The following is a 14,862-nucleotide window of genomic DNA, read 5'->3' on the forward strand; positions in this document are numbered from 1 at the left end:
AGAAAATTTTATTGCATCTATTTATTATTGAGTTTTCTTATCACATATACACCTTCGTTATCGTCCGAATTCCATGAGGTTGGATATTTGTAATATAGAAAGGATGGCGTATTTTCTTTTTTGAATTCGTCAGCAACTTCAAAAATAAAAAAGTCGGTTTCAATAGGATAAAAATTCAGTCCAGCGCCTTTCTGTGCTATCGATTTAAAAGTGATGCTGCTATTTTCGAATTGAAGTTTATTAACAGCCGTTCCCGAAAATTGTACAGGAATAATAGTATATGGACCATGTTCTACTTCTTCTTTTTTAAAGTATAAAGTTTTGATGCTGGCGCGTTTACTATATTTCAATTTGCTTTCTGGCTCGTTGCTAAAATCGTACTGATTGCCAGACGTAAGATAATCGCTATAACTGTCATTGTGCTGGATGTCTTTTAACAAATAAAGTCGATTGAATTTTTGCGGAATTATTTTATTATTCATTTTGTATTGAGGCGTTTTATCCATGCGGTATCCCGAACCATATTCGTTGGTGTACAGAACAATCCATTTTCCGTTCTGTCGAAAATATAGCGGTTTTAACCATGCTCTTTTTAGCGATTTTCGAAAACCCCAAAATACAACGTCAGAGGTTTCGTAAAGATTTTGAAACGCTAGATCCCAAGCGTCTTTATCCATGTTTCCCTCAGTATTTATGACTTTACTAAATTTCTCCAAATAAGGTTTTTCTTTTGATAAATCATAAATTCCGTACCAGCTAACCACGTAAGACGTTGCTTGCGTATAGTCCATGTTATCGGGCATACCATCGGGATCACGCTCATTCATATCCAAATAATATAATCTTGTACCTTTAGCGTCCAGTTTTGTAATGGCGTTGCTTTGCGCAATGAGGAAAAAATCATTTTGAGGATCATAGCGGATTTCATTCCAAATCGAACCTATGACTTTAAAGAGCTCAAAAGTTTTATTTTTCAATGTTTTAGATAAGTCTGGAACACTCTTACCTGACGGCAAAAAAAAATTAAAGTTGACTACGGTGCATCTGTGTACGAAAAATATGATAAAAGCAATACCTAGCAGTTTTAGAATAATTGGTCGCGTTAGTTGTATTTTCATAACGACATCATAAATGTTTAGCAATTATGAAGTTAATAATTCTCATTTAATACAAAAGATTTTAAGTGAATAATTTTATTTGTTAAAACAATTTATATTTAAAAAATGCAGCTTTCCAAGTTGTCGTGATCTATTATTAAATCTAAGGTTTTTATTTGTTTTAAAATAGTAGTAAAACGCTCTCTCATTATAAATTTGTTATCATTTTTAAAATAGATTTTGCGCAATCCAACAATATGCAGATATTTGTTTAGCACAATTTAAAAATCTTAATATGAGTTCTTCCAGACGAAAATTTATAAAAAATTCAGCCATTGTTTCATCAGCTTTATTGCTAAATCCTCTTGATGTTTTAGCTAGCACTTCAAACATCACAGAACCTAAAACAAGCAACAAACCGATTGTACTGTCGACTTGGGATTTTGGATTATTAGCTAATGTCGAAGCTTGGAAGATTTTATCAAAAAATGGAAGAGCCTTAGATGCTGTAGAAAAAGGCGTTCGTTTGGTGGAAGACGATCCAACCGAAAGAAGTGTAGGTTATGGCGGACGTCCTGACCGCGACGGAAAAGTAACTTTGGATGCTTGTATCATGGATGAAAACTATAATATTGGCTCGGTTGCAGCTTTGGAACATATCAAAAATCCGATTTCGGTGGCGCGTGCGGTTATGGAAAAAACGCCACATGTGATGTTGGTTGCCGATGGTGCTTTAGAATTTGCGATTTCGCAAGGTTTTAAAAAAGAAAATCTATTAACGCCAGAATCCGAGAAAGAATGGAAAGAATGGTTAAAAGAAAGTAAATACAAGCCGATTGTCAACATCGAAAATCACGATACAATTGGGATGATTGCTTTGGACGCGAATGGCAATTTGTCGGGCGCTTGTACAACCAGCGGAATGGCTTTCAAAATGCATGGTAGAGTGGGCGATTCGCCGATTATTGGGGCAGGATTATTTGTCGATAACGAAGTTGGTGCAGCAACTGCAACTGGCCACGGCGAAGAAGTTATAAGAACTGTCGGGACGCATCTCGTTGTGGAATTAATGCGACAAGGACGAACACCTCAAAAAGCTTGTAAAGAAGCTGTGGAACGTATTGTAAACATCGCAAAACGTCGAGGAAAAAACTTAAAAGATATCCAAGTTGGCTTTATCGCCTTGAACAAAAAAGGTGAGTATGGCGCATATTGTATTCAGGATGGATTTAGCTTTGCAGTGCATGATCAGAAAGGAAATCGATTAGAAAAACCAGAATTTAGTTTAAAATAAATTTTAATTCAAAGAAAATAAAAAATGCCTTGGAAGTTATTCTGAGGCATTTTTGTGTTTTGTGGGCAAATCTTCGCCATTCGACAAGTCAAACCAACCATTTGACAACTGGTACCGAAACTTAGTAACAAATCTTCTGACATTTAGCCTATAAAAACAAGTATCATGAAAACTCAAATTAAACTTTTTATGTTGTTGTTCGGGATTTTGTCAACCAATTTTGTTAAAGCACAAAAAGTCGTTGTTAAAAAAATACAGAATCTCCCGAAATCTTCAAACATTAAAATCAATAATAATCTTGTAACAATGCAGGTTATTGGCTCGTGGGAAATAACAAATGTGGATGGTCATATCTATGTAAAACCTGAAAAAAGCAATATGGAAATCGAAGCGCCACTTAGCTTTTGGATTGGGAAAGTATTTAAGTTTCAAAACAATGGAAAAGTAGATGTTGTTAACGGCAATTCGGTGATGATTAGTAGCGATTACACAATTGTTGATAATGGCAAAGCTTTTAGTATTCCGAAATATTGTGGCCAATTTTCGATGCCATTTTTGGTAACAAATTCGGGACAAAATATGACCATGACGCAAAGCCCAGAATCGTTCTATGCAATCCTAGCTTCGCAAACCAAAATACCTTTGGACAAAGTGAAAAGCATCTATCGAGTGCCTAGTGATATTGTTTTTCATTTAGTAAAAAAATAAAATTATTAATAATCTTAAAACACATATCATGAAAAAAACAAATGTTATCCTTGCATTATTCCTTGTCGTAATAAGCCAAACATTTTCTGCACAAGAAAAAAGCGGACCTCGAAAAATAGAGAATGTAAAAAAAATAGAGGTAAAACCAATTATTACAGGACAGGTCATTAAGCTAAGAAAAAAACTAAGTGTCAAATTGGTAAAGGTCTGGCACAAGACCAATTCGTCTTCCAAAGTTAGCCTAAGTCTTTATGAAGCTATTGCAGTGATGCGCAGTCATACTTTGTTATATCCCTTCCACAGTTCTACATGGAGTTATGCAGAGTTTTGTCCTACTTTTAATTTTGGTTATCAACTTGCGCCACAAGCCGCAGAAAAAAATTGTCCTATTGACAATATTCCTCCAGTGGAAGTCACAAGTTCTGCAAATATTGCTAATCTTGGGATGTCACTTCCTCTTTTAATAACAGATATTGATGATTATACCAATATTATTTTTGCGACTTCTAGCGCCAAAGTTACAATAGCAGACGGACGTTCTTTTGTCTTGGATCAACAACCTGCCGACGACTATCTTGTTAAATCGCTTTTTAATAAAGGAAAAGTGACGCATTATCGAAACCTAAGTTTTAACAAAGGCGAAGAGAAAATCATGTTGCAATACGAACTTGAATTGAAATAAAAAAAATACTACGATGTTAAATTTTAAAACAATTTCGCTATTTCTTGCACTTTTCTCATGTTTTGTTTTTGGACAAAAAAAAGAAACAATTCCAAAATGTTTTCAAGAGATTATGGATACAGATCCAACTGCAAACGCTTTGTATAAAGTTGATGTCGAGGGCGAGAAGCTTTTTATGCTGGTGCACAAACAAAAATTTGCAACACCAGATCGATCATCTCAAGCTTACAAAGATATAAACTGCGAAACCAAAGCACACCTTAGCTACGGTTATGCTGGATTAATGAAAGGTTCAAAAAAAGGAATTGTAACCGACACTTTGTGGATTCGAGATTTTAATTTGTTGTCGGATAGAGATTTTTATCAAGTTATTGACGCTCCCAAAAAGATTAATCCGCTTGGTATTTCAAAACAAAATATTGTGAAAGTTTCTTCTAAAAATGGATTGCAAAAATACAATAAGAAAGGCGATTTACTTCAAACTTTTAAAATATCAGCTCTTGATAGATACACTGTTAATTTGGATTCAAACAAAATTTCAAAACAAAGAATCTTAAATGCTCATTTTTTAAAAATAGACAATTCGTATTGGTTTTTTATGGATAATAATTTAGGCTATGTAAGACTAATTAAAACGGATAAGAATGCTAAAACTTTATCAAATATCATTTATGATTTACAATTTAAAAACTCTAATTAAAAAAATAATTACCATGAAAACAAAAACACAATTATTCGTCATTATGGCGTCACTTCTAGGAATTGGAAGTTTTAAAAGTCAAAAAACTATCTCCAAAGAAATAACAGATAGATATTACGAACTTTTAAAAAAGGGAGCTACGAAAAGACCGCTTCCGTTGCCTAAAGTATACAAGGTTTTGACTAAAGATATCCAAGCAAGTAATTTTAATTACCGAGCATATTACCCAGAGTCGAACAGTGAAAATGCGCGCAGAGGTATTATCATTCTTGGTGTTGGCGATGGCGGAAATGTTAATGATGCCTTGTTAAACAATCAATGCGAAGCCATTGCTAAAATGGGATTTGTTGCCATTGTAACGACTTATCAAAATGGAAGTTCTTACGCTGACGGCAATATAAAATTCAAACAAAATATTGAGGAAATTATTAGTAAAGAAGCTCCTGCGTACAACATTTCAAGATCCAATGTTGTTGTAGGAGGCGTTTCTAAAGGAGGTAACCTTAGTCTTGGCATCAGTCTTCCGGGACAGATGGGCAACGGCGGACAACCAATTGAGGGTATCAAAGGATTAATTATTGAGTGTGGTGGCGGCGACCAATGGAAAGGCAGCGCACTAAAGTTGCCCGTATTGTACATGGCAAATGCAACTGACGCTGCAACTAACGGTAACGGGACAGATTTCAAAACTGGGATTGAGTCAAACACAAACGCTAATGTTAAAGCTAAAAGTAAATTCCTAATTGCGTCAGGAGAAGGACATTGTACCAATGCCGCGGACTACAAAAACTTTATCATCAATAACATTAATTCATTTTTTAATTAAAATATAAGGTTATGAAAAACAATTATTTAAAACTTATTTTTATTTCGATGTTATGTCTTAGCATTGCTGTTCTTGTGGGTTGCGGTGACAAAACGGATGACGATTTACCGCCGACTATAACTCGAGAAAGTCTTCGTGGCAAGTGGATTGTTGACAATGTCGACGGCAAACTTTATATGACTGTACCAGGTACGCCCGAGGTCGAAGTCCCTCTGAATACTTATTGGAAAGGCAAAACATTTTATTTTACCAAAGACAACCGATTGTATTTGTATGATGGTGACATAGAAGTGAACGACATGGGAGAATATAATGTTAACGATAATAAAGTGACGGTAACTTGGTATCCCGGCGTGATGACTGTCGAATTATTTAACGATGGAAAAAATATGAAATTGACCAATCTGAAAAATGACTATTATCAAATGTTGGTTTTTTATACAGGTCAATCTCTTGAAGAAATTAAAAAAATGTATCGCGTTGAGACCGATGTAACTTTTAATCTTCATAAACAATAAACATATTTTTATTTTTTAAATTAAATTTGAAGTAATTTTTAAAAACACATACGATGAAATATTTACTTCCTGTTATTTTAATTTTTTGTTTAGCTTGTCAAAATAAAAAAGAGACTATTGCTACGGAACCTATTGTTAAAAAAGATTCTGTAAAAGTTGAAACAATGGATCCGCCAAAAATAAACGAAACTTTAGCAAAAGATTGGCTTAAGAAAAATATCGAAGCTTTTTTCAAATCCGATAACGATTATGACAAAGCGATGCAAACGATGACCACTAAAGACTATTACGATTACAAAACGGATGCAACCAATGTTGATTTGGATGTCGATGATGCATTAACACAAGAAGAGTTTGATAAAAAATGGAAATCAAAATTTGATACTAAAAAAGCAGGAATTGGCACCGGATTTTTAATTTCTGGTCAAGATTGGCAAGACATCAAAGTCACAAAATCTGATGTAATTAGCCAGAAAAATGATACTCTAATTTTTGATGTTAATATTCGAGATGTTGGATTTAATGAGAATTATCCGCGCATTATCAAAGTCAAAGCGCAAGATGGCAAGTTTTTAATTGCCGATGTTTTAGAAGATGAATAAACCCATAAAGCTTTCAAATTTTGAGAGCTTTTTCTTTTTATATTTGTGAAAAGTCAAATTATGTCAAAAATTGAAATCGCTTGTTTTAACGAAGCTTCTGCACTTTTAGCCATTCAAGAAAATGTCGATAGAATCGAGCTTTGCGAAGATTATTCTTTGGGCGGCATTACGCCAAATGTCGAAACTTTGCTTAAGTTAAAACAAAAATCAGACGTACCTATTTATGCCATGATTCGTCCTCGTGGTGGCGATTTTCTTTACAACGAAAAAGAGTTAGAACAAATGAAATCCGACCTTATGATGTTAAAAGAAGTTGGTGCGGACGGTTTCGTTTTCGGGATTTTGGATGAAAATAATCGTTTCGATTTTGATAAAAATCTAGAAATGATAAGCCACGCAGCAGGTATTCCTTGTACATTTCATCGCGCTTTTGACCGCATCGAAAATCAAGAAGAAGCTTTGGAAGATATCATCAAATGTGGTTTTAAAACCATTCTGACTTCTGGCGGCGCAAGTTCGGCAATGCAAGGTTTGGATAAATTAAAAGAACTTAAAAACTTGGCTGGCGATCGTATCACAATTTTAGTGGGCGGTGGCGTTAGATCAACCAATATCGCTGAGTTAAAGCAAAATTTTGATTATTTGCATTCGGCTTGTATTTCGACAGATTCAGAAAATATCGATGTTGAAGAGTTGAGAAAATTACTGCAACAACTTAGATAATTTGCCATGAAGTTTTTTTCATTCATCATTTTTTTAATAGGATTAAATTTTATGTCGTCTCAATCCACCACGCGAAGTCTTTCTTCCACAAACTGGGAATTCAAAAATGTGAAGGATGAAAAATGGCTGAAAGCCTCCGTTCCAGGGACGGTTCATACCGATTTGATGGCTCACAAAATTATTCCAGATCCTTTTTTAGACGAAAATGAGAAAAAAGTGCAATGGATAGAAAATGAAGATTGGGAATACCGCTGTCATTTTACGATTACAAATAAAGAGTGGAGCAACCTCAATAAACTCTTGATTTTTGAAGGTTTAGATACGTTTACAGAAATTCACATCAATGGTCGTCCGCTCACGAAAACCTTCAATATGTTTGCGCCAGAAGTTGTTTATGTGAGCGATTATCTGCGAGAAGGCGAAAATGTTTTGACAATAAAATTTACATCAAGCGTTAAAGAAGGAAAAGAATTAGCCAAAGAAATTCCGTTTCAGTTGCCTGAAAGTCCGAGAAGTTTGGTTAGAAAAGCCCAATATCAGTTCGGTTGGGATTGGGGACCTCGTTTGGTAACCGCTGGAATTTGGAAAGATGTAAAACTCATTACTTGGGACGAAGCCAAAATCGAAAATATTCGAGTTGAACAAAAATCAATAACAGATAAAAAAGCGGATTTGGTTTTTCATACCGAAATAGATGCATCTGAAATTGGCGATGACGATTTAGAAAAACTTCAAGTTTCGATTAATGGAAAAATTTATAAAAATTTAAAACTAAAAAGAGAACTCAATAAAGTTTCGTTTCCTTTTGAAATTAAAAATCCAAAATTGTGGCAACCTAATGGTGTTGGGAAACCAGAAATGTATGATTTTAAAATTTCAGTTATTAATAAAGGCAAAGTCATCGATTCCCAAACCGAAAGAATCGGACTTCGAACGATTGAATTGGTTCAAGAAAAAGATGAAAAAGGAAAATCTTTTTATTTCAAAGTCAACGGAAAACCTTTGTACATCAAAGGAAGTAACTGGATTCCTGCCGACAGTTTTTTGCCAAGAATTACGAAAGAAAAATACCATAAATTAATTGCTGACGCCAAAGAAGCCAACATGAATATGATTAGAGTTTGGGGTGGCGGAATTTACGAAGACGACGAGTTTTACAAGGCTTGCGACGAAAACGGAATTCTCGTTTGGCAAGATTTTGCGTTTGCGGGAAGTTTTTATCCAAGCGATGAGCGTTTTCAAGAAAATGTAAAAAATGAAGTTAAAAGCCAAGTAAAACGTTTGCAAAATCATCCGTCGTTGGCGTTGTGGTGCGGAAATAATGAAGTGGACGAAGCAATTGTTAATTGGGGTTATCAAAAGCAATTCAAATATTCAAAAGCAGATTCTTTACAAGTTTGGAGGGATTACAAAACGATTTTTCATGAAGTAATTCCAAAAACTTTGCAAGAAGTTTCTCCCAATGCGATTTATTGGCCGAGCTCGCCATCGATTGGTTGGGGACATAAAGAAAGTTTAACAGAAGGCGATTCGCATTATTGGGGCGTTTGGTGGGGCGAACAACCTTTTGAAATTTACAATGAAAAAGTGCCGCGTTTCGCTTCGGAATACGGTTTTCAGGGAATGCCAAGTTTGGAAGCAACAAAAGCCATGTTTTCAGGAAAACCTGATTTGAATTTAAAAAATCCAGTGATTTTAGCCCATCAAAAACATCCAAAAGGTTGGGAAATCATCAATAAATACATGGAAAGGGATTATAAAGTCCCGACCGATTTTGTGCAGTACAATTATGTTTCTCAGTTATTGCAAGCTCGCGGAATGCAAATCGCCATCGAAGCGCACCGCCGAAATAAGCCTTACAATATGGGAACTTTAATTTGGCAGCTTAACGATTGTTGGCCAGTGGTTTCGTGGTCGGCGATTGACTATTTGGGAAACTGGAAAGCTTTGCATTATCAAACGAAACGGAGTTTTGAACCTCAAATTTTTTCGATGGAAAAAGAGGGGAATAATTACAAAGTTTTTTTCATTAATGATGATTTTAAGAAGGTTAAAGGTAAATTTAAATTGAGTTTATTGAATTTTAAAGGCGAAACTATGCAAAGTTTTGACAAAGAAATTTTGGTAAATCAAAATAGTTCAACGCAAGTTTATGACTTCAATAATTTAATTTTTAAAGGGATAACTGATAAATTAGCCGTTTTAAAAATCGAACTAAAAACTCCCGATAAAATAATTTCTAAATTGCATTTTTTTGTTTCTCCAAAAGACTTAAATCTTCCAAAACCCAACATCAAAATCAAGAAAATTTCTCCAACCGAAATTGAAGTTTCCACAGATGTTTTAGCAAAAGATGTTTACTTAATTGGCGATACGCATTTTTCCGATAACTTCTTTGATTTACTTCCCAACGAAAAAAGAAAGATTAAACTTTCAAAAACTTTGGATAAAGTTGATGTGATGAGTTTGTGGGATACGATGCAGTAGTTTTTTTAGGAGCTTTATCACGCTGTCCGCTGTATCTTTGGGCTTGTCGCTCGGACGGCTCCGCTCCGCTCCGCCGCCTCACTCCAACCCAAAGGATGCCGCTTCCATCGTGGCTAGGGATTTCTCATCCGTAGAAAGTCTGTCCTTTTTTATTGATTTTTCTTGAATCTATAAAATTAGTCTAAACTTTCCTGAAATGTTACAGAAATTTAGGAAATCCAAATATCTTTAATCTCAGTTATTTTCCAACTAGACTTATTTTTAACAAGATAAATCAGGATTCCCACACCACATTTTGATCCGCAATTATGTTGTAGCCTTATGACTGCTTTATTTTGTGCGTAGAAAATAGGTTCAGACAAATCATAATCGCCTAAAAAAGTTCTATGTGGTTGATTGTCGTCAATTGGTAGGGATTTATCAATTCTTTTACCTATTTCTAATTGCCTAAGTTTAGAAAAATCAATATTTTTAGTAGAATAGTTCGGTCGAAACTCTACTATTAATTGCTCTTCTTTTGAAACACGAAACTCATCAGACGGATTAAGCGTGTCCAGAATGCTTAGTTTTGGAGATAAATAATAAGTAAGACTTTTAGATTTAATAAGACTATCTTCAATTCTTTTGGACCTTCCTATTTCTTCTTTTTCGCTAAGTTTTTGTGAAAAGTCATAATATGATAAAAGAATTCCGTAAGTAGAAACTTGATCTTTCAAAATCGTATTATAAATTTCATAAGTGTCGTTTTCTTTGTTTTCTGAACAAGATAAAACCAATAACGTTGAAATTAGTAAGACAAAAAAGCGCATTACTTTATGAAAAGCTTTTTTCGGAATAAAAAACTTTTGTCTCTTCAATTAAGTTTTCAACTTCCTCCAAAGTAACAGCTTGTAAAAATTTAGTTTTAAACTCTTTAAAATGCGGAATACCACGGAAGTAATTGCTGTAATGTTGACGCATTTCCATAAGCCCTGGACGTTCGCCTTTCCATTCTACAGACGATTCGGCGTGGTTTTTAACGGCCTCTAGTCGATCTGCAATCGTTGGTTCTGGTAAGATTTCGCCAGTTTCAAAATAATGTTTTATCTCATTAAAAATCCAAGGATAACCAATGGCACCACGACCGATCATGATACCATCGCAATCGAATTTATTTTTATATTCCAAAGCTTTTTGAGGAGAGTCGATGTCGCCATTTCCAAAAATCGGAATTTCAATATTTGGGTTGTTTTTAATTCTCGAAATATGATTCCAATCTGCTTCGCCTTTGTACATTTGGGCGCGCGTTCTTGCGTGGATCGTCAAGGCTTTGATACCAGTTGCTTGTAGTCTTTCAGCAACTTCATCGATGTTAATGCTGTCCGTATCCCAACCCAAACGAGTTTTAACGGTAACAGGAAGATGTGTTGAATCCACAACAGCTTTTGTCAAACGTACCATCAGGTCAATATCTTTTAGGACGCCTGCGCCAGCACCTTTGCAAACGACTTTTTTGACAGGACAACCAAAGTTGATGTCTACGATATCTGGATTTACAGTTTCCACAATTCTTGCTGACATCGCCATCGCTTCCTCGTCTCCACCAAAAATTTGGATACCAACAGGTCTTTCGTAATCGAAAATATCAAGTTTTTTTCGGCTTTTTATGGCATCACGAATGAGTCCTTCTGAAGAAATAAATTCTGAATACATCAAATCTGCACCATGCATTTTGCAAAGTCTTCTAAAAGGTGGATCCGAAACGTCTTCCATCGGCGCTAGCAAAAGCGGAAAGTCAGGAAGTTCTATATTGCCAATTTTTACCATGCTGCAAAAATACGCATTTTTAAAATTTTATTTTCATGCATTTTAAGAGAGAATTTTAGTGTTAAAATAAATTATAATATACCCCGAAATAGGTATTTTTTCACTAATATTCTTTTTGCAGATTTGCAAACACAAAAACGCAATCACTCATAAAATTGGGACGCAAAATAATCATTGGTTAAAATCGATGATTATTTAGCAAATTAAAAAAGAGAATGTCATTGACATTCTCTTTTTTTGTTCAAGATACTTTGATTAAATTTGTTGAAAAGTAAGATTATGAAAAAAATCCTTTTAGTAGCAGTTGGTTTGCTAGTTTTTTCTTGTTCAAAGAAAGCTGAGGCAACAGATTCTAAAGAATCAACAACACTTATTGAAGAACCTAAACAAGAAGAAGCGAAATTAACGCCTTTGGAAGAGGGTAAATCTTTGGTTGAAGGTGCGGATTGTTTGGCTTGTCATAAAGTTAATGAAAAAATGATCGGCCCAGCTTACGAAGAAGTGGCTGCGAAATACGAAAATACACCCGAAAATATTGACGCGCTTGCCGAAAAAATCATCCAAGGAAGTTCTGGTGTTTGGGGAAATGTCCCTATGGCTGCACATCCTGGACTTAGTAAAGAAAATGCAAAGTTGATGGCGTCTTATGTTCTAAGCTTGAAGAAATAGTTTGATGTCCGACGAAAAATCAAATCTTCATCCTAGAAATCTTCATCGACAAGCTTACGATTTTGATGATTTAATAATCGAAGTTCCAGAGCTTAAACATTATGTTTTCGAAAATAAATTTGGTGCAAAAACCATTAATTTTAGTATTTCGAAAGCGGTGAAACTTCTGAACAAAGCTTTGCTTCAGAAGTTTTATCATATTAAAGATTGGGATATTCCCGATGCCAATCTTTGTCCGCCGATTCCTGGTCGAGCAGATTATGTACATTATTTAGTAGATTTGTTAGCGGAAGATCTTGGTGAAATTCCTAAAAATAAAAATGTCAAATTAATAGATATCGGCGTTGGCGCTAATATGGTCTATCCAATTATCGCGAGTCAGTCATACCAATGGCAAGTTTTAGGAACTGACATTAATGAAGCTTCGCTGGAAAATGCTCAAAAAATATTAAATGCTAATCCTGAACTTTCCAATTTAGTTCAATTAAAAAAGCAGACGAATCCTGATTTCATTTTTAAAAATATAATTCAGGTAGAAGATAAGTTTACGCTGACAATGTGTAATCCACCTTTTCATAAATCTGAAGAAGAAGCGATAAAAGGAAATTCTCGAAAAACTAAAAATCTTAATAAAAACAAAACTCCAAAAGTTAATTTCAACTTTGGAGGTCAACAATCCGAGTTGTGGTGCGATGGTGGCGAATTAGCTTTTGTTACAAAAATGATTACAGAAAGTAAAACTTTTTCACAACAAGTTTTATGGTTCACATGTTTGATTTCTAAAAAGGAACATCTTCCGAAACTTTTAGAAAATTTAAAAAAGATAAGTGTCATCGATGTTAAAGTTATCGACATGGCGCAAGGTCAAAAAATAAGCCGAATTCTGGCTTGGACTTTTATTCCGAAAAACGAAAGAAAATCTTGGACAAATTAATTTAATTCAGTTTAAAAAAAATCTCAGCAAAGCAATTGACCATCAATTCTAAATTCACTAATTTTGCACGTTATTTAAAATAAGACAATGCAATTATCTGAACAGGAAATTATCCGCCGACAAAAGTTAGAAGAGCTCGGCAAAATGGGGATCAATGCATTCCCAGCGGAAGAATACACAATTACTGATACTACAGAATCTATAAAACAGGATTTTGCAGAGGGTAAACAGGTGAAGATTGCAGGTAGATTAATGTCCAGAAGAATCCAAGGGAAAGCATCTTTTGCGGAACTTCAAGATTCTAAAGGTCGTATCCAAGTGTATTTTAACCGTGACGAAATCTGTCCGGGAGAAGATAAAGATTTATACAACGAAGTTTACAAAAAGCTTTTAGATATCGGTGATATCATCGGTATCGAAGGTGATTTGTTCAAAACTCAAGTAGGCGAAATGACCGTTAATGTTAAGAATTTTATTCTTTTAACAAAGTCGCTTCGTCCTTTGCCATTGCCAAAAGTGGATGCTGATGGTAATGTTCATGATGGTTTTACCGATCCAGAAATGCGTTACAGACAGCGTTACGCCGATTTAGTAGTGAATCCTCATGTGAAAGAAATTTTCGTGAAGAGAACAAAATTATTCACTGCGATGCGTAATTTTTTCAATGATGCTGGATATTTCGAGGTTGAAACGCCAATTTTACAATCGATTCCAGGTGGAGCGGCTGCAAAACCATTTATTACACATCACAATGCTTTAGATATTCCTTTGTATTTAAGAATTGCAAACGAATTGTATCTTAAAAGATTGATCGTTGGTGGTTTTGATGGTGTTTATGAATTCTCGAAAAACTTCCGTAACGAAGGAATGGACAGAACTCATAATCCAGAATTTACAGCCATGGAAATCTATGTAGCTTACAAAGATTACAACTGGATGATGGATTTCACAGAGAAATTATTAGAATTCTGTGCAACGCAAGTTAACGGAACTGCAGAATCTACTTTTGGTGAACATCAAATTAGCTGGAAAGCGCCGTATCCAAGAGTTTCTATGCAAGAAGCGATTGAAAAATATACAGGTTTCGATATTACTGGAAAATCTGAACAAGAACTTTTCGAATTTGCAAAATCTATTGGTATCGAAGTAAACGAAACGATGGGTAAAGGAAAATTAATTGATGAAATTTTCGGCGAGAAATGTGAAGGAAACTTCATTCAGCCGACTTTCATTACAGATTATCCTGTTGAAATGTCGCCTTTAACCAAGAAACATAGAAGCAAAGAAGGTCTTACAGAGCGTTTCGAATTGATGGTTTGTGGGAAAGAAATCGCGAATGCTTACTCAGAATTGAACGACCCAATCGATCAAAGAGAGCGTTTTGAAGCGCAAATGGCGTTGTCTGAAAGAGGAGATGATGAAGCAATGTTTATCGACCAAGATTTCCTAAGAGCTTTAGAGTATGGTATGCCACCAACTTCAGGTTTAGGAATCGGTATGGATAGATTGATTATGTTCTTAACGAACAACCCATCAATCCAAGAAGTATTGTTCTTCCCTCAAATGAAGCCAGAAAAAGTAGCGCCAACAATTGAGCTAGGAGAAGATGAAAAGTTAATTCTTGAAATCCTAAAATCTGGAGAGCAAATGCCTTTGAATGACGTAAAAGAGCAAACCAAATTCTCAGGAAAGAAATGGGACAAAGCTTCTAAAACTTTAACTAAAAATAACTTGGTAAAAGTGGAAAAAGTAGATGATATTTTGTTGATGAAATTGGCATAACAGAATCCTAATGATATATTAAAAAAAACGAACT

At 34.8% G+C, this 14,862-nt stretch carries 15 protein-coding genes; 12 read left to right on the top strand and 3 right to left on the bottom strand.

Going from position 1 to position 14,862, the window contains the following annotated elements; all coding sequences use genetic code 11:
* Positions 1-17: 17 nt before the first annotated feature.
* A complete protein-coding gene (locus B5X62_RS08275) occupies positions 18-977 on the bottom strand; it encodes a hypothetical protein (RefSeq protein ID WP_144038335.1) in 960 nt (319 codons plus the stop codon).
* Between the two features lie 415 nt (positions 978-1,392).
* On the opposite strand from B5X62_RS08275, the gene B5X62_RS08280 reads away from it, so the two are divergent.
* The 9 genes from B5X62_RS08280 to B5X62_RS08320 all read left to right on the top strand — a co-directional run bounded on the left by B5X62_RS08280 (position 1,393) and on the right by B5X62_RS08320 (position 9,637).
* On the top strand, positions 1,393-2,391 hold the full coding sequence (locus tag B5X62_RS08280; RefSeq protein WP_079666961.1) for an isoaspartyl peptidase/L-asparaginase family protein: 999 nt from the start codon (positions 1,393-1,395) through the stop codon (positions 2,389-2,391).
* 165 nt (positions 2,392-2,556) lie between these two features.
* Positions 2,557-3,099 carry a hypothetical protein gene (locus B5X62_RS08285; RefSeq protein ID WP_079666962.1) on the top strand — a complete coding sequence of 181 codons (543 nt, stop codon included), beginning with the start codon at positions 2,557-2,559 and terminating at the stop codon, positions 3,097-3,099.
* A gap of 28 nt (positions 3,100-3,127) precedes the next feature.
* Positions 3,128-3,781 carry a hypothetical protein gene (locus B5X62_RS08290; protein ID WP_079666963.1) on the top strand — a complete coding sequence of 218 codons (654 nt, stop codon included), beginning with the start codon at positions 3,128-3,130 and terminating at the stop codon, positions 3,779-3,781.
* Positions 3,782-3,794: 13 nt separating this feature from the next.
* Positions 3,795-4,481 carry a hypothetical protein gene (locus tag B5X62_RS08295; RefSeq protein ID WP_079666964.1) on the top strand — a complete coding sequence of 229 codons (687 nt, stop codon included), beginning with the start codon at positions 3,795-3,797 and terminating at the stop codon, positions 4,479-4,481.
* 13 nt (positions 4,482-4,494) lie between these two features.
* On the top strand, positions 4,495-5,307 hold the full coding sequence (locus tag B5X62_RS08300; RefSeq protein WP_144038336.1) for a hypothetical protein: 813 nt from the start codon (positions 4,495-4,497) through the stop codon (positions 5,305-5,307).
* An 11-nt stretch (positions 5,308-5,318) separates the two neighbouring features.
* Positions 5,319-5,825, top strand: a complete 507-nt coding sequence (locus B5X62_RS08305; protein ID WP_079666966.1) for a hypothetical protein — start codon at positions 5,319-5,321, stop codon at positions 5,823-5,825.
* Between the two features lie 53 nt (positions 5,826-5,878).
* Positions 5,879-6,427, top strand: coding sequence for a hypothetical protein (locus tag B5X62_RS08310; protein ID WP_079666967.1), 549 nt, complete (start codon positions 5,879-5,881; stop codon positions 6,425-6,427).
* Positions 6,428-6,487: 60 nt separating this feature from the next.
* Positions 6,488-7,150: a copper homeostasis protein CutC gene (locus tag B5X62_RS08315; RefSeq protein WP_079666968.1), complete on the top strand. Its 663-nt coding sequence runs from the start codon at positions 6,488-6,490 to the stop codon at positions 7,148-7,150.
* Between the two features lie 51 nt (positions 7,151-7,201).
* Entirely contained in the window at positions 7,202-9,637 is a 2,436-nt protein-coding gene (locus B5X62_RS08320) for a beta-mannosidase (protein WP_144038337.1), read from the top strand.
* Positions 9,638-9,846: 209 nt separating this feature from the next.
* Here B5X62_RS08320 and B5X62_RS08325 read toward each other — a convergent pair whose 3' ends face one another.
* Together B5X62_RS08325 and dusB are read right to left on the bottom strand one after the other, a co-directional pair.
* Entirely contained in the window at positions 9,847-10,446 is a 600-nt protein-coding gene (locus B5X62_RS08325; protein ID WP_144038338.1) for a hypothetical protein, read from the bottom strand.
* A 4-nt stretch (positions 10,447-10,450) separates the two neighbouring features.
* Entirely contained in the window at positions 10,451-11,443 is a 993-nt protein-coding gene (gene dusB / locus B5X62_RS08330; protein ID WP_079666971.1) for a tRNA dihydrouridine synthase DusB, read from the bottom strand.
* Positions 11,444-11,722: 279 nt separating this feature from the next.
* Between dusB and B5X62_RS08335 the strand changes: the two genes are divergently transcribed.
* The 3 genes from B5X62_RS08335 to lysS all read left to right on the top strand — a co-directional run bounded on the left by B5X62_RS08335 (position 11,723) and on the right by lysS (position 14,828).
* A complete protein-coding gene (locus B5X62_RS08335; protein ID WP_079666972.1) occupies positions 11,723-12,112 on the top strand; it encodes a c-type cytochrome in 390 nt (129 codons plus the stop codon).
* 4 nt (positions 12,113-12,116) lie between these two features.
* A complete protein-coding gene (rlmF, locus tag B5X62_RS08340) occupies positions 12,117-13,046 on the top strand; it encodes a 23S rRNA (adenine(1618)-N(6))-methyltransferase RlmF (RefSeq protein WP_079666973.1) in 930 nt (309 codons plus the stop codon).
* An 87-nt stretch (positions 13,047-13,133) separates the two neighbouring features.
* Positions 13,134-14,828, top strand: coding sequence for a lysine--tRNA ligase (gene lysS, locus B5X62_RS08345; RefSeq protein ID WP_079666974.1), 1,695 nt, complete (start codon positions 13,134-13,136; stop codon positions 14,826-14,828).
* Positions 14,829-14,862: the final 34 nt, after the last annotated feature.

The sequence above is a fragment of the Soonwooa buanensis genome (genome assembly GCF_900167905.1).
Taxonomy (GTDB): Bacteria; Bacteroidota; Bacteroidia; order Flavobacteriales; family Weeksellaceae; genus Soonwooa; species Soonwooa buanensis.

Bases quoted from the DNA above. Each gene is read 5' to 3' on its own strand.
- B5X62_RS08280 (WP_079666961.1), top strand. From the start codon at position 1,393: ATGAGTTCTTCCAGACGAAAATTTATAAAAAATTCAGCCATTGTTTCA.
- B5X62_RS08285 (WP_079666962.1), top strand. From the start codon at position 2,557: ATGAAAACTCAAATTAAACTTTTTATGTTGTTGTTCGGGATTTTGTCA.
- B5X62_RS08290 (WP_079666963.1), top strand. From the start codon at position 3,128: ATGAAAAAAACAAATGTTATCCTTGCATTATTCCTTGTCGTAATAAGC.
- B5X62_RS08295 (WP_079666964.1), top strand. From the start codon at position 3,795: ATGTTAAATTTTAAAACAATTTCGCTATTTCTTGCACTTTTCTCATGT.
- B5X62_RS08300 (WP_144038336.1), top strand. From the start codon at position 4,495: ATGAAAACAAAAACACAATTATTCGTCATTATGGCGTCACTTCTAGGA.
- B5X62_RS08305 (WP_079666966.1), top strand. From the start codon at position 5,319: ATGAAAAACAATTATTTAAAACTTATTTTTATTTCGATGTTATGTCTT.
- B5X62_RS08310 (WP_079666967.1), top strand. From the start codon at position 5,879: ATGAAATATTTACTTCCTGTTATTTTAATTTTTTGTTTAGCTTGTCAA.
- B5X62_RS08315 (WP_079666968.1), top strand. From the start codon at position 6,488: ATGTCAAAAATTGAAATCGCTTGTTTTAACGAAGCTTCTGCACTTTTA.
- B5X62_RS08320 (WP_144038337.1), top strand. From the start codon at position 7,202: ATGTCGTCTCAATCCACCACGCGAAGTCTTTCTTCCACAAACTGGGAA.
- B5X62_RS08325 (WP_144038338.1), bottom strand. From the start codon at position 10,446: ATGCGCTTTTTTGTCTTACTAATTTCAACGTTATTGGTTTTATCTTGT.
- dusB (WP_079666971.1), bottom strand. From the start codon at position 11,443: ATGGTAAAAATTGGCAATATAGAACTTCCTGACTTTCCGCTTTTGCTA.
- B5X62_RS08335 (WP_079666972.1), top strand. From the start codon at position 11,723: ATGAAAAAAATCCTTTTAGTAGCAGTTGGTTTGCTAGTTTTTTCTTGT.
- rlmF (WP_079666973.1), top strand. From the start codon at position 12,117: ATGTCCGACGAAAAATCAAATCTTCATCCTAGAAATCTTCATCGACAA.
- lysS (WP_079666974.1), top strand. From the start codon at position 13,134: ATGCAATTATCTGAACAGGAAATTATCCGCCGACAAAAGTTAGAAGAG.